At 72.3% G+C, this 14,613-nt stretch carries 13 protein-coding genes; 10 read left to right on the top strand and 3 right to left on the bottom strand.

Annotated features, from left to right (window positions below; genetic code table 11):
* Positions 1 to 8: 8 nt before the first annotated feature.
* Positions 9 to 848, bottom strand: a complete 840-nt coding sequence (locus tag ACIBAF_RS03745; RefSeq protein ID WP_399461477.1) for a DUF3097 domain-containing protein — start codon at positions 846 to 848, stop codon at positions 9 to 11.
* 33 nt (positions 849 to 881) lie between these two features.
* Positions 882 to 1,598, bottom strand: coding sequence for an MBL fold metallo-hydrolase (locus tag ACIBAF_RS03740; RefSeq protein WP_399461476.1), 717 nt, complete (start codon positions 1,596 to 1,598; stop codon positions 882 to 884).
* A gap of 159 nt (positions 1,599 to 1,757) precedes the next feature.
* Between ACIBAF_RS03740 and hrcA the strand changes: the two genes are divergently transcribed.
* The 10 genes from hrcA (at position 1,758) to ACIBAF_RS03690 (ending at position 12,540) form a co-directional block, all read left to right on the top strand.
* The gene (gene hrcA / locus ACIBAF_RS03735; RefSeq protein WP_319336734.1) at positions 1,758 to 2,774 is read left to right on the top strand and encodes a heat-inducible transcriptional repressor HrcA; all 1,017 of its coding nucleotides are present in this window, start codon (positions 1,758 to 1,760) and stop codon (positions 2,772 to 2,774) included.
* Positions 2,775 to 3,911 (top strand): molecular chaperone DnaJ, encoded by a 1,137-nt coding sequence (dnaJ, locus tag ACIBAF_RS03730; RefSeq protein WP_334579929.1) that lies wholly within the window; start codon positions 2,775 to 2,777, stop codon positions 3,909 to 3,911. It abuts the gene before it with no gap.
* 133 nt (positions 3,912 to 4,044) lie between these two features.
* Positions 4,045 to 5,181, top strand: coding sequence for a nitronate monooxygenase (locus ACIBAF_RS03725; RefSeq protein ID WP_399461475.1), 1,137 nt, complete (start codon positions 4,045 to 4,047; stop codon positions 5,179 to 5,181).
* Positions 5,178 to 5,933: a 16S rRNA (uracil(1498)-N(3))-methyltransferase gene (locus ACIBAF_RS03720; protein ID WP_399461474.1), complete on the top strand. Its 756-nt coding sequence runs from the start codon at positions 5,178 to 5,180 to the stop codon at positions 5,931 to 5,933. Before ACIBAF_RS03725 ends, ACIBAF_RS03720 begins: the two co-directional genes overlap by 4 nt.
* A 14-nt stretch (positions 5,934 to 5,947) precedes the next feature.
* Positions 5,948 to 6,340, top strand: coding sequence for a VOC family protein (locus ACIBAF_RS03715; RefSeq protein WP_399461473.1), 393 nt, complete (start codon positions 5,948 to 5,950; stop codon positions 6,338 to 6,340).
* Between the two features lie 100 nt (positions 6,341 to 6,440).
* Positions 6,441 to 6,920, top strand: a complete 480-nt coding sequence (locus ACIBAF_RS03710) for a hypothetical protein (protein WP_399461472.1) — start codon at positions 6,441 to 6,443, stop codon at positions 6,918 to 6,920.
* 45 nt (positions 6,921 to 6,965) lie between these two features.
* Positions 6,966 to 10,169, top strand: coding sequence for a S41 family peptidase (locus ACIBAF_RS03705; RefSeq protein ID WP_399461471.1), 3,204 nt, complete (start codon positions 6,966 to 6,968; stop codon positions 10,167 to 10,169).
* A gap of 95 nt (positions 10,170 to 10,264) precedes the next feature.
* On the top strand, positions 10,265 to 10,618 hold the full coding sequence (locus ACIBAF_RS03700; RefSeq protein ID WP_399461470.1) for a histidine triad nucleotide-binding protein: 354 nt from the start codon (positions 10,265 to 10,267) through the stop codon (positions 10,616 to 10,618).
* Between the two features lie 6 nt (positions 10,619 to 10,624).
* Complete coding sequence (locus ACIBAF_RS03695) at positions 10,625 to 11,530, top strand: ribonuclease Z (RefSeq protein ID WP_399461469.1); 906 nt, start codon at positions 10,625 to 10,627, stop codon at positions 11,528 to 11,530.
* A gap of 20 nt (positions 11,531 to 11,550) precedes the next feature.
* Positions 11,551 to 12,540: an adenosine deaminase gene (locus tag ACIBAF_RS03690; RefSeq protein WP_399461468.1), complete on the top strand. Its 990-nt coding sequence runs from the start codon at positions 11,551 to 11,553 to the stop codon at positions 12,538 to 12,540.
* 35 nt (positions 12,541 to 12,575) lie between these two features.
* Here ACIBAF_RS03690 and ACIBAF_RS03685 read toward each other — a convergent pair whose 3' ends face one another.
* The gene (locus tag ACIBAF_RS03685; RefSeq protein ID WP_399461467.1) at positions 12,576 to 14,609 is read right to left on the bottom strand and encodes a PQQ-dependent sugar dehydrogenase; all 2,034 of its coding nucleotides are present in this window, start codon (positions 14,607 to 14,609) and stop codon (positions 12,576 to 12,578) included.
* Positions 14,610 to 14,613 lie beyond the last annotated feature (4 nt).

Raw genomic sequence — 14,613 nt, 5'->3', positions numbered from 1 at the left:
CCTCGTCCTCAAGCTCCCCCAGAGGGGGGACCCCCAGACGGGCCGGCGGCGGTCACGAAGTCGATCAGTTCCTCGACCCGGCCGAGGAGCTCCGGCTCCAGGTCCTTGTACGAGTCCACCTGTTTCAGGATGGCCTGCCACACCGCTCCGGTGTTGTCCGACGGCCAGCCCAGGGCCCGGCACACGCCCGTCTTCCAGTCCTGACCGTGCGGGACGCGCGGCCACCCCGGGATACCCAGCGACGCCGGCTTCACCGCCTCCCAGATGTCGATGTACGGGTGGCCGACGACCAAAGCGTGCTCGCTCGTGACCGACCGGGCGATGCGCCACTCCTTCGTGCCGGGGACGAGGTGGTCCACGAGGACGCCCAGCCTGGCGTCCGGGCCCGGGGCGAACTCGGCGACGATCGACGGCAGGTCGTCCACGCCCTCCAGGTACTCCACGACCACGCCCTCGACGCGCAGGTCGTCGCCCCACACCTTCTCGACCAGCTCGGCGTCGTGCCGGCCCTCGACGTAGATGCGCCCGGCGCGGGCGACCCGCGCGCGTGCGCCCGGGACCGCGACCGAACCGGAGGCGGTACGGGTGGGACGCACGGGCCCCGCGGACGGCGGTCTCACGAGGGTCACCACCCGGCCCTCCAGCAGGAAGCCGCGCGGCTCCAGCGGGAACACCCGGTGCTTGCCGAAGCGGTCCTCCAGGGTGACCGTGCCCGCCTCGCAGCGGATCACCGCGCCGCAGAACCCGGTGCCGGGCTCCTCCACCACCAGGCCGGGCTCCGCCGCGACCTCGGGGACGGGCTTCGGCTTCTTCCAGGGAGGGGTCAGGTCGGCGGAGTACTGGCGCATTCGGATGACGATAGGAGAAGCCGTGAGACGGGTTTACGGCGACACGCCGAAACGGGCGGCCAGCACGTCGCGCTGCGCCCTCACGTACGCCGCGTCCACCACCGCCCCGTGGCCGGGCACGTACAGCGCGTCCTCGCCGCCCAGCCGCAGCAGCCGATCGAGGGCGTCGGGCCAGCGGGAGGGGACGGCGTCCGGGCCGGCCTGCGGCTCGCCGGACTCCTCGACCAGGTCACCGCAGAAGACGACCTCGGGTTCGCCGGGGACGAGGACCGCCAGGTCGTGCGCGGTGTGGCCGGGGCCGACGTTCGCCAGCAGCACCTGCCGGCCGCCGCCCAGGTCGAGCGTCCACTCGCCGGAGACGAGGTGCCGGGGCCGGACGAGCGCGTCCGCGGCCTCCGCGGCAGCCGACTCGTCCAGGCCGTTGCGCACCGCGTCCGCCCGTAGCTCCTCACCCGGCACGGTGTCCACGCCCACCGCCCCGAAGACCTCCGCGCCCGCGAACGCCGCCGCGCCGAAGGCATGGTCGAAGTGGGGGTGGGTGAGCGCGAGATGAGTCACACGTCCGCCGGTGAGCTCCTCGGCCTGCGCCCGCAGCCGCACGCCCTCCGCGAGACTGGATCCCGCGTCGATCATCAGCGCCGCGCCCGCCCCCACGACCAGCCCCGCCGTGCAGTCCCAGCCCGGCAGCCGGCGCCGCCCGACCCCGGCCGCGACCCGCTCCCACCCGAGCTCTTCCCAAGTCACCGTCATACCGCGACGCTAGCCCTACGACGCTGCACCGGGGCCGACCTTGCCCTCGGTGTACCCCACAGCCGTACACTGGGCCGGGGAACGCTGGCACTCGGATGTGAAGAGTGCCAGGCAAGGCGCCCAGGGGACTGGGGGACGACTGCTGGAGGTGTGCGCGGAATGCTGAGTGAACGCAGGCTCCAGGTGCTGCGCGCCATCGTCCAGGACTATGTCGGCACCGAGGAGCCCGTGGGGTCGAAGGCGCTCACCGAGCGGCACAGCCTCGGCGTGTCCCCGGCGACGGTCCGCAACGACATGGCCGCCCTGGAGGACGAGGGGTACATCGCCCAGCCGCACACCAGTGCGGGGCGTATCCCCACGGACAAGGGCTACCGCCTGTTCGTCGACAAGCTGGCCGGCGTCAAGCCGATGACCGGTCCTGAGCGGCGGGCCATCCAGAACTTCCTCGACGGCGCCGTCGATCTCGACGACGTCGTGGCGCGGACCGTGCGGCTGCTGGCGCAGCTCACCCGGCAGGTCGCCGTCGTGCAGTACCCGTCGCTGACCCGTTCGACCGTGCGGCACGTGGAGCTTCTCTCGCTCGCGCCCGCGCGCCTGATGCTCGTGCTGATCACGGACACCGGGCGGGTCGAGCAGCGGCTGGTGGACTGCCCGGCGCCCTTCGGGGAGACTTCGCTGGCGGATCTACGCGCGCGGCTCAACAGCAAGGTCGCGGGCCGTCGCTTCAGCGACGTGCCGCGTCTGGTGGAGGACCTGCCGGACGCCTTCGAGGCCGATGACCGCGGTACGGTCACGACGGTGCTCTCCACCCTGCTGGAGACGCTCGTCGAGGAGAACGAGGAGCGGCTGATGATCGGCGGCACCGCCAATCTCACCCGCTTCGGACATGACTTTCCCCTCACCATCCGGCCCGTCCTGGAGGCCCTGGAGGAGCAGGTCGTGCTCCTCAAACTCCTTGGCGAGGCGGGGGATTCGGGCATGACCGTACGCATCGGTCACGAGAACGCCTATGAGGGACTCAACTCCACTTCGGTGGTGTCGGTCGGCTACGGTTCGGGCGGCGAGGCAGTCGCCAAACTCGGCGTGGTCGGACCGACCCGCATGGATTACCCGGGAACGATGGGAGCGGTACGAGCGGTGGCACGGTACGTCGGACAGATCCTGGCGGAGTCGTAAGTGGCCACGGACTACTACGCCGTCCTCGGCGTGCGCCGCGATGCGTCGCAGGAAGAGATCAAGAAGGCCTTCCGGCGGCTCGCGCGCGAGCTGCACCCGGACGTCAACCCGGATCCGAAGACCCAGGAGCGGTTCAAGGAGATCAACGCCGCCTACGAGGTGTTGTCGGACCCGCAGAAGAAGCAGGTCTACGACCTCGGCGGCGACCCGCTGTCCCAGTCGGGCGGCGGTGGCGCAGGCGGCTTCGGGGCCGGTGGCTTCGGGAACTTCTCCGACATCATGGACGCGTTCTTCGGCACGGCGTCCCAGCGGGGCCCGAGGTCGCGGACGCGGCGCGGTCAGGACGCGATGATCCGGCTGGAGGTGGACCTGGAAGAGGCGGCCTTCGGCACGACGAAGGACATCCAGGTCGACACGGCGATCGTCTGCGCCACCTGCAGCGGTGAGGGCGCGGCGCCGGGGACCACCGCCCAGACGTGTGACATGTGCCGCGGCCGCGGTGAGGTGTCGCAGGTGACGCGGTCCTTCCTGGGCCAGGTCATGACGTCCCGGCCCTGTCCGCAGTGCCAGGGCTTCGGCACGGTGGTCCCGACCCCCTGCCCGGAGTGCGCGGGCGACGGCCGGGTACGGTCCCGTCGCACCCTCACGGTCAAGATCCCCGCCGGTGTCGACAACGGCACCCGGATCCAGCTCGCGGGCGAGGGCGAGGTCGGCCCCGGCGGCGGTCCCGCCGGTGACCTGTACGTCGAGATCCACGAGCTGCCGCACAACATGTTCCAGCGGCGCGGCGACGACCTGCACTGCACGGTGACGCTTCCGATGACGGCGGCCTCCCTCGGCACGAAGGTGCCGCTGGAGACGCTGGACGGGCTGGAGGAGGTCGACATCCGGCCCGGCACCCAGTCCGGGCAGTCGATCCCGCTGCACGGCCGGGGCGTCACGCATCTGCGGGGCGGCGGGCGCGGCGACCTGATCGTGCACGTCGAGGTGCAGACGCCGACGAAGCTGGATCCCGAGCAGGAGCGGCTGCTGCGCGAGCTGGCCAAGCTGCGCGGCGAGGAGCGGCCCACGGGGCAGTTCCAGCCCGGTCAGCAGGGTCTGTTCTCGCGGCTGAAGGACGCGTTCAACGGGCGCTGAGGCGGCCCGCGCACACGCTGAGCTGTCCCGGAAGGGCACCCCGCAAGGGTGCCCTTCCTGCATGTCTGCCAGAGGCCTATGCCAACCGGCGGTCGGATTCGGACTTGTTCAAAGGACGTGACAACATGCCGTCATGTCCTCCGCACTGACCGATCTCCTCCCGCACCCGATCGTGCAGGCCCCCATGGCGGGCGGCGTCTCCGTCCCGAAGCTCGCCGCCGCCGTGGCCGAGGCCGGCGGGCTCGGATTCCTGGCCGCCGGGTACAAGACGGCCGACGGCGTGTACCAGGAGATCAAGCAGCTGCGGAGTCTCACCGCCCGCCCGTTCGGCGTGAACCTCTTCATGCCGCAGCCGGAATACCCCGGTGCAAGCACCGGCTCCACTGGAGCGGCTAACGCCGCGCCCCCTTCTGGCGCCGTCGAGGTCTACGCCCACCAGCTGGCCGGCGAGGCCGCCTGGTACGAGACGGAGCTCGGCGACCCCGACAGCGGCCGCGACGACGGCTACGACGCCAAGCTCGCCGTGCTGCTGGACAACCCGGTGCCGGTGGTGTCGTTCCACTTCGGCGTGCCCGGCCCCGAGGTACTGGAGTCCCTGCGGCGCGCGGGAACCTTCACCCTCGTCACGGCGACCACCGTCGAGGAGGCCCTCGCGGTGCAGCGGGCCGGCGCGGACGCGGTGATCGTGCAGGGCGTGGAGGCCGGCGGCCACCAGGGCACCCACCGGGACACCCCGGAGAACGACGGCTCCGGCATCGGACTGCTCTCCCTGATCGCCCAGGTCCGCGAGTCCGTGAACCTGCCGATCGTCGCCGCCGGCGGTCTCATGCGGGGCAGCCAGATCGCCGCGGTCCTCGCGGCCGGCGCGAGCGCCGCCCAGCTGGGCACCGCGTTCCTCGCCACCGCCGAGTCCGGCGCGCACGCCGTGCACAAGCAGGCGCTGACCAACCCCCTCTTCGTGCGCACCGAGCTGACCCGCGCCTTCTCCGGCCGTCCGGCCCGTGGGCTGGTCAACCGCTTCCTGCGCGAGCACGGCCCGTACGCGCCCGCCGCCTACCCGGAGGTCCACCACCTCACCTCGCCGCTGCGTAAGGCGGCCGCCAAGGCGGGCGACGCGCAGGGCATGGCCCTGTGGGCGGGACAGGGCCACCGGCTGGCCCGGGAGCTGCCCGCCGGGCGGCTGGTGGAGGTCCTGGCGGCCGAACTCGCCGAGGCGCGGACAGCGTTGTCGGAGTTCCCGGCGGGACGGGCGGGAGGCGACGGCCGATGACCGCGCCGATGTTCGTCCTCGATCCCCTGGTCATCCCGGACTTCAGCGGTGGCGAGGTCGTCCTGGACGGCCCCGAGGGGCGGCACGCCGTCTCGGTGAAGCGCCTGCGGCCCGGCGAGGACGTCATTCTCACCGACGGGCGTGGCCGGTATCTGGACGGTGTCGTCAAGACCGTCGAGGGCAAGGACCGCCTTGTCGTCATGGGGTCGACGGTCTACGAGGAGCCGCAGGAGCAGCCCCGCATCACCGTCGTCCAGGCCCTCCCCAAGGGCGACCGGGGTGAGCTGGCGGTCGAGACGATGACCGAGACCGGCGTCGACGCGATCGTGCCGTGGGCGGCCTCGCGCTGCATCACCCAGTGGAAGGGCGAACGTGGGCTGAAGGCGCTCGCCAAGTGGCGGGCCACCGCCCGCGAGGCCGGCAAGCAGTCCCGCCGGATCCGCTTCCCCGAGGTCGCCGAGGCGGCGACGACCAAGCAGGTGGCGGCACTTCTGGCCGGGGCCGACTTCGGCGCCGTCCTGCACGAGGACTGGGTGTACGGCAGCGGGCCGCTCGCGACGGCCGAACTCCCGTCCTCCGGTGAGATCGTGCTGGTCGTCGGCCCCGAAGGCGGTGTCTCGCCCGAGGAGTTGGCGGTGTTCGAGGAGGCGGGTGCGAAGGCGTACCGCCTCGGTCGTACCGTGCTGCGTACGTCGACCGCCGGCACGGCCGCGACCGCCCTGTTGCTGGGTCGCACCGGCCGCTGGTCCTGAACACGGGGGACGTCGTGGAACTCGCCCAAGTACGGCTGCTCGTCACCGACTTCGCCGCCTGCTACCGCTTCTACGCCGAAATCCTCGGCCTCAAGCCGCAGTCGGGGGCGGCGAACGGGCCGTACGAGAAGTTCAGTCCCGCGACCGGCTCGGCGGGGATCGCCCTGCAGGACCGGGCGATGATGGCCGAGGTCCTCGGCGAACTGGGCGACGCGACGGCCGGCCACCGCTCGCTGGTGGTGCTGCGCGTCGACGACCTGGACGTCTACTGCGCGCAGCTCACCGCCCGCGGCGCGACCCTGCTCCACGGCCCCGCTCCGATGACCGACCGCATGCGCGTCGCCCACCTCAAGGACCCGGAGGGCAACCTGGTGGAACTTCAGGAGTGGCTGCTGCTGCGCGGCTGAGCGCGGCCGAGCACGACGCGGACCGCGACCGCATGAGGTCACCGTGGAACGGCTGCATGAGGTCTTCCCCACCCTTTTCCCGGGTGGCACGCTGCCCTGCATGGGGGCGTTGAGACGGATCTGGCTTGTCGGGCTCGTTCCCGTGGTCGTGGGCGCGGCGGTGGCCTGCGAGCCGGGCGGCGGGGTGAGCACGATGTCCGTGGCGTACACGACGGACCAGGCCGCCACGGCCGAGATCGGCCGCCGGGACGTGAACGTGCGCTGGCTGACCTGCACCGGGGAGCGTCAGGACGACCTGGTCTCCGTCGACTGTCAGGGGGAGACCGGTGACGGGAAGGACATCACCGTCACCGGGAAGATCATGCGGGCGGTCGACGGTGCGTGCGTGCGCGGGGATCTCACCGCCGTGGTGGGGAAGAAACAGCTGTTCCGGGTGAGCGGGCTCGGCGACTGCAAGTCGGCGACGCCGTCGCCGGTCAAGCCGTCCGGCTCCGCGCAGCCCGGCGGCCGGCCGACCGTCACGGTCACGGTGACCGTCACCGAGACCGTGGACGCGGGCGGAGCCGGGACAGGGAAGTGATCGAAACCCCTGACCTGCGGTGCCGTAGCTGAATACAGTGATCTGGTGACACAGTCCGCGACGCCTGCCGCATACTTCAGATTCCCGCACCTGCACGGCGAGTTGGTGGCCTTCGCCGCCGAGGACGACGTCTGGCTGGCGCCCCTCGACGGGGGCCGCGCCTGGCGGGTCAGCGCCGACAACATGCCGGTCTCCATGCCCCGGATCTCGCCCGACGGCGCCACCGTCGCCTGGACCTCCACCCGCGACGGCGCCCCCGAGGTGCACATCGCCCCCGTCGACGGAGGGCCGTCCACCCGCCTGACGTACTGGGGGAGTTGGCAGACCCGGGTGCGCGGCTGGACCCCCGACGGCCAGGTCCTCGCCGTCAGCACCCACGACCAGGCGACCCTGCGCCGCAGTTGGGCCCGCGCCGTCCCCGTCGACGGCGGACCCGCGACCACCCTGCCGTACGGGCCCGTCGGCGCGGTCGCCCACGGCCCGCACACCGTGCTGCTGTCCGCGCCGATGGGCCGCGAGGCCGCCCACTGGAAGCGCTACCGGGGCGGCACGGCGGGCAAGCTGTGGATCGACCGGGAGGGCCAGGGCGAGTTCGTCCGGCTGCACGAGGAGCTGGACGGCAACATCGAGTCCCCCGTGTGGGCGGGGGAGAGGCTCGCGTTCCTGTCCGACCACGAGGGCACGGGAGCCCTGTACTCCTCCCTCGCCGACGGCTCCGATCTGCGCCGGCACACCCCGCTCGACGGCTTCTACGCCCGGCAGGCCGCCGGCGACGGCACCCGGATCGTGTACATGTCCGCCGGCGAGCTGTGGCTGCTGGACGACCTGGACGGCGCCGAACCGCGCCGGCTCGACGTCCGCCTCGGCGGCCAGCGCACCGACCGCCGCCCCTACCAGGTGAGCGCCGCCCGCTGGCTGGGCGGGGCCGCGCCCGACCACACCGCGCGCGGCAGCGCCGTGGAGATCCGCGGGGCCGTCCACTGGGTCACCCACCGTTCCGGACCCGCCCGCGCGCTCGCCGCCGAACCCGGCGTACGGGCCCGCCTGCCCCGCACCTTCCGCACGGAGGGCGAGGAGTGGGTGGTGTGGGTGACGGACGCGGAGGGCGAGGACGCGCTGGAGTTCGCCCCGGCCACCGGCACGACCCCCGGCGCCACCCCGCGCCGGCTCGCCGCCGGACAGCTCGGCCGGGTCCTCGAACTCGCCATGGCGCCCGACGGCAGCCGGGCCGCCGTCGCCGTCCACGACGGTCGGCTGCTGCTCGTCGAGCGGGAGACCGGCGAGGTCCGCGAGGTCGACAGCAGCCCCGACGGCGAGGTGGGCGACCTGGCCTTCTCGCCGGACTCGGCCTGGCTGGCCTGGTCGCACCCGGGCCCGCGCCCGCTCTCCCAGATCAAGCTCGCAGGCGTCACCGACCTGTCCGTCACCGAGGCGACCCCGTTGCGCTTCAGGGACTACGCGCCCGTCTTCACCCTCGACGGCAAGCACCTCGCGTTCCTCTCCACGCGCGCCTTCGACCCGGTCTACGACCAGCACGCCTTCGACCTGTCCTTCGTGGCCGGCGCCCGCCCGCACCTCATCACCCTCGCGGCGACGACCCCGTCCCCGTTCGGGCCGCAGCGCCACGGCCGCCCCTTCGAGGCCCCCGACAAGGAGGAGACGCCCGACAGCGAGGGCGCCCCGACCACCCGTATCGACCTCGAAGGCCTCGCCGACCGGATCGTGCCCTTCCCGGTCGAGGCCGGCCTCTACGCCGGCCTGGCCGCGGCGAAGGACGGCGTGCTGTGGCTGCGCTACCCGGTGCGCGGCGTCCTCGGCGCCTCCCGCGCCACCCCGGACGACCCCGATCCCGACACCGAGCTGGAGCGCTACGACCTCGCCCAGCAGCGCATCGAGCACCTCGCCGCCGACGCCGACGGCTTCGAGGTCAGCGGCGACGGCAAGCGGCTGCTGCTGTGGACCGACGGCAAGCTCAAGGTCGTCCCCAGCGACCGGCGCGCCTCCGGCGACGAGGACAGCGACAGCAACGTCACCGTCGACCTCGGCCGGATCCGCCGCACCGTCGACCCGACCGCCGAGTGGCGGCAGATGTACGACGAGACCGGCCGGATCATGCGGGACAACTTCTGGCGGGCGGACCTGGGCGGCGTCGACTGGGACGGCGTCCTCGACCGCTACCGGCCGGTGCTGGAGCGCGTCGCGACCCACGACGACCTCGTCGACCTGCTGTGGGAGGTGCACGGCGAACTCGGCACCTCGCACGCCTACGTCATGCCACGCGGCGGCCGCGGGGGCGGCGGCGCCCGGCAGGGTCTGCTCGGCGCGGACATCTCCCGTCACGAGGACGGCAGTTGGCGCATCGACCGCGTCCTGCCCTCGGAGACCTCCGACCCCGACGCCCGCTCGCCGCTCGCCGCACCCGGCGTCGCGGTGCGGGCGGGGGACGCCGTCGTCGCCGTCGGCGGCCATCCCGTGGACCCGGTGACCGGGCCCGCACCGCTGCTCGTCGGCACGGCGGGCAAGGTCGTCGAGCTGACGATCTCGCCGTCCGGCGGGGGAGAGCCGCGACACGCGGTCGTCGTCCCCGTCGCCGACGAGGAGGCGCTGCGCTACCACGCGTGGGTCGCGGACCGGCGGGCGTATGTGCACCAGGCCTCCGGCGGACGGCTCGGGTATCTCCACGTGCCCGACATGCAGGCGCCCGGCTGGGCCCAGATCCACCGTGACCTGCGGGTCGAGGTCGCCCGCGAGGGGCTGATCGTGGACGTCCGGGAGAACCGGGGCGGGCACACCTCCCAGCTGGTCGTCGAGAAGCTCGCCCGGCGCATCGTCGGCTGGGACGTGCCGCGCGGCATGCGGGCGTCCAGTTACCCGGAGGACGCGCCCAGGGGGCCCGTCGTCGCCGTCGCCAACGAGTTCTCCGGCTCCGACGGCGACATCGTCAACGCGGCGATCAAGGCGCTCGGGATCGGGCCGGTGGTGGGCACGCGCACCTGGGGCGGGACGATCGGCATCGACAGCCGGTACCACCTCGTCGACGGGACGCTCGTCACCCAGCCCAAGTACGCGACGTGGTTGGAGGGTTACGAGTGGGGCGTGGAGAACCACGGCGTCGACCCCGACGTCGAGGTCGTCTGCCGTCCCCAGGACTACGGCGCGGGCCGCGATGTCCAACTGGACGAAGCGGTGCGGCTGGCTCTGACGGCCCTGGAGTCGACCCCCGCCAAGACGGCGCCCCCGCTGCCCTGACCCCGACTCGCTTGCGGGAAAGGCAGGCAAACCCAGGACGGCAGCCCCCGGATACGATGCCCCGGCAAGAGATCACCGGCCAAAAGGAGACCCGCATGGCAGGGGAAGCGCAGGGCGATTGCCTGTTCTGCAAGATCGTCGAAGGGCACATTCCGGCGACGATCGTGCGCGAGACGGAGACGACCATCGCCTTCAGGGACATCAACCCCCAGGCGCCCACCCACGTCCTGGTCATCCCCCGGGTGCACTACGCGAACGCCGCCGAACTCGCCGCCGCCGAACCCACGATCGCCGCGGACCTCCTGCGCGAGGCGCAGACCGTCGCCGACGAGGACAAGCTGGAGAGCTACCGCGTCGTCTTCAACACCGGCGCCGGCGCCGGCCAGACCGTGTTCCACGCCCACGCGCACGTCCTCGGCGGCCGCGGCCTGCACTGGCCCCCCGGGTAAGCCGCCGTGTCCGTACGCGAACTCGTGGTCCTCGGGACCGCCAGTCAGGTCCCGACCCGGCACCGCAACCACAACGGCTACCTCCTGCGCTGGGACGGCGAGGGCATCCTCTTCGACCCGGGCGAGGGCACCCAGCGCCAGATGCTGCGCGCCGGCGTCGCCGCGCACGACCTCAACCGGATCTGCGTCACGCACTTCCACGGCGACCACTCCCTCGGCGTCGCCGGCGTCATCCAGCGCATCAACCTGGACCAGGTCCCGCACCCGGTCACCGCGCACTTCCCGCGCTCCGGGCAGCGATTCTTCGACCGGCTGCGCTACTCCACCGCCTACCGCGAGACCGTCGGCGTCACCGAGGCTCCGGTCGACGCGGACGGCCCCCTCGCCACCACCGCCTCCTACACCCTCGAAGCCGTCAAGCTGTCCCACCCCGTCGAGTCCTACGGCTACCGGCTCGTCGAACCCGACGGCCGCCGCATGCTGCCGGACCGCCTCGCCGCGCACGGCATCAAGGGCCCAGACGTCGGCCGGATCCAACGGGAGGGGTCCATCGGGGGAGTCTTCCTCGACGACGTCAGCGAGCGCCGCCGCGGTCAGCGGTTCGCGTTCGTCATGGACACCCGGCTGTGCGACGGGGTGCACGCCCTCGCCGAGGGCGCCGATCTGCTCGTCATCGAGTCGACCTTCCTCGACGACGACGAGCCGCTCGCCGTCGACCACGGGCATCTGACCGCCGGCCAGGCCGGCCGCGCCGCCCGGGACGCCGGAGTCCGCCACCTCGTCCTCACCCACTTCAGCCAGCGCTACTCCGAGCCGGAAGAGTTCGAGCGGCAGGCGCGGGCCGCCGGATTCGAGGGCGAGCTGACCGTGGCGCACGACCTCCTGAGGGTGCCGGTTCCGAAACGTCGCTGAAGCGGCCGTACGATGCTTTGATGCCCCTCCCCAAAGCTGAACTGCACCTGCACATCGAAGGCACCCTGGAGCCGGAGCTGGCGTTCGAGCTGGCCGCCCGCAACGGCGTCGCGCTGCCGTACGCCGACACGGAAGAGCTCCGCGAGAAGTACCGGTTCGAGGACCTGCAGTCCTTCCTGAACCTGTACTACGAGCTCATGGCGGTCCTGCGCACCGAGCGGGACTTCGAGGACCTCGCGCACGCCTACCTCGCCCGCGCCGCCGCGCAGGGCGTGCGGCACGCGGAGATCTTCTTCGACCCGCAGGCCCACCTCGCGCGCGGCGTCGACATGGGCACGGTGGTGGAGGGCCTGTGGCGGGCCCTCGGCAGCAGCGAGGCCGACCACGGCGTCTCCACCCGGCTCATCCTCTGCTTCCTGCGCGACGAGTCCGCCGAGTCGGCCCTCGCGACGCTGGACGCGGCCAAGCCCTACCTCGACCGGATCGTCGGCATCGGGCTGGACTCCGCCGAGGTCGGGCATCCGCCGGTGAAGTTCCGCGAGGTGTACGAGGCCGCCGCCGCGCTGGGGCTGCGGCGCGTCGCGCACGCCGGCGAGGAGGGGCCGCCGGAGTACATCACCGAGGCCCTCGACGTCCTCGGCGTCGAGCGCGTCGACCACGGGCTGCGCTGCATGGAAGACCCCGCTCTCGTGGAGCGGCTGGTGCGGGAGCGGATCCCGCTGACGCTGTGCCCGCTGTCCAACGTGCGGCTGCGCACCGTCGACGCCCTCGCCGACCACCCGCTGCCCGCGATGCTCGACGCGGGCCTGGTCTGCACGGTCAACTCCGACGACCCCGCCTACTTCGGCGGCTACGCGGGCGACAACTTCGACGCCGTACGCACCGCCCTCGGCCTGAGCGAGGAGCGGCTGCGGGAGCTGGCCCGCAACTCCTTCGTCGCCTCCTTCCTGGAGGACGACGAGGAGCGACGGGCCCGGTGTCTCGCAGAGGTCGACGCGTACGTCTTCTAGCGGTCCGGCTTCTGTGCGGTCTTCTGTTCGGTCTGCTATTCGATGCCGATGCGGAAGATCTTGTCCGATCCGTCCGCCGCTCCTCCGTTGTTGTCGCAGTTGGTCGTCGACAGCCAGAGCTGGTCGGATCCCGGCACCTTGGTGACGGTCCGCAGTCGCCCGTAGGCGCCCACGTAGTAAGCGGTCGCCGTGCCGACGGTCTCCGTGTCGCCGTTGATCGGGATCCGCCACAGCCGTTCGCCGCGCAGCGACGCCATGTAGACGACGTTGCGGACGATGGCGATCCCGCTCGGTGAGGCCTCGGAGACGTTCCAGGTCTTCTTCGGGTCGGTCATGCCGGCGACGTCACAGGTGCCCTCGCAGGTCGGCCACCCGTAGTTGGCGCCGGGCTTGATCAGGTTCAGCTCGTCCTTGGAGCTGTTGCCGAACTCGGCCTCCCACAGCCGCCCGTTGCGGTCGAAGGCGAGGCCCTGCGGGTTGCGGTGGCCGTAGCTGTAGACATAAGTGCCGAACGGGTTGCCGGGGGCGGCCTTGCCGTCCGTGGTCATCCGCAGGATCTTGCCGTTCAACGACGTCTTGTCCTGGGCCAGTGCGGGTGTCTGGGCCTCGCCGGTGGAGACGTACAGATAGCCGTCGGGGCCGAAGGCGAGGCGTCCGCCGTTGTGGTAGCGGTTCTTCTTGATGCCCTGGAGGAGGATCGTGTAGTCGGTGAGGGAGCTGCCGTCGTAGGTCATGCGGACCACCCGGTTGCCCTCGGCGGCCGTGTGCATGAAGTACACGTGGTGGTTGGTCGCCCACTTCGGGTCGACGGCCACGCCCAGCAGCCCGCCCTCGCCGTCCGTGGTGACGGCGTTCGGCACGGCGCCGACGCGGGTCTTCGTGCCGTCCTTGGTGACCTTCCAGACCCGGAAGTCGTCGCGCTCCGTGACCAGCGCCGTCTGTCCGTCGGGCAGCCAGTGGATGCCCCAGGGGATGGTCCAGCCGCTGGAGACGGTCCCGATGGACGACGGGACCCCGCCGTCGGTGGCGCAGGCCTTCGTCGTGAAGGTGACCGTGCTGCTCTGCGGCGACACGTTTCCGGCGGCGTCGCGCGCCACCACGTTCAGGGTGTACGGGCTGTCGCAGGCGAGCCCGGTGAGCGTGGTCGACGTCGACGTGCCGGCGACGCTCTTGTAGACCGTGGTGTCGCTGCGCACGTCGTAGCCGACGACGGCCTTGTCGTCGGTCGAGGCGCTCCAGCTCAGGTCGGCGCCGGTGGCCGTGACGTTCGACGAGGTGAGCGCGGAGGGTCGGGTGGGCGGGGTGGTGTCGGAGCTGGGCCGGGTCGTGCAGTCGACGACTTCACTGGCCTGTGAGGCGTTCCCGGCGGCGTCGCGGGCGATGACGGTGAGGTTGTAGGCGGTGTTCGGGCGCAGGCCGGTGAGCGCCTTGGACGTCGCGTCGCCCGCCGCCTCGCCGAGCTTGTTGCCGTGTTCGTAGAGGTCGTACGCGCGCACGCCGACGTCGTCGGTCGACGCGCCCCAGGAGAGGGTGAGGCCGTCCTCGCCGATGGCCGAGCAGCTCGGCCGACCGGGCCGCGAAGGCGCCTGGGTGTCGGCGGCGGCGGCGACGCTGAGGCGGTCGAGGTTGGGGCCGCCGTTCGCCGTGGTGGCGGTCGCGCGGATCCTGTGGGACCCCGCGCCGAGTTGGACGTTCACGCTCTTCGTCGCCCAGGTGTTCCAGTCGGCGGTGGCCGGGAAGGAGACGCCGGAGGCGACGACCGTGCCGTCCACGGAGATGTCCAGGGGCCGGTCGGTGGAGGTCCCGTTGGCGTACCGGAGGGTGACGGACGAGGTGCCCGCGGCGGCGGCGCTCACCGTGAACTCCACATAGGAACCCTGGATGTTGGTGTAGTCGACGAAGCCGGTGCCCGTGTACCCGGTGTGGTTGGTGGCGACGGCGCCCTGCGAGACGGTCGCGTCCTCGGCCTGGTAGTCGGTGGCCGCGTGTGCCGCGCCGGACGTCAGGCCGGCCAGGGGCAGCGCGAGGGCCAGGGAGAGGCCCCAGGGAAGTGCTCTGGTGCGTTTCATGGTT

Origin of the sequence: Streptomyces sp. NPDC051677, assembly GCF_044453465.1 — a bacterium.
Taxonomy (GTDB): Bacteria; Actinomycetota; Actinomycetes; order Streptomycetales; family Streptomycetaceae; genus Streptomyces.
The sequence above is the reverse complement of the archived record's forward strand: the minus strand, read 5'-3'. Positions and strand labels throughout refer to the sequence as shown.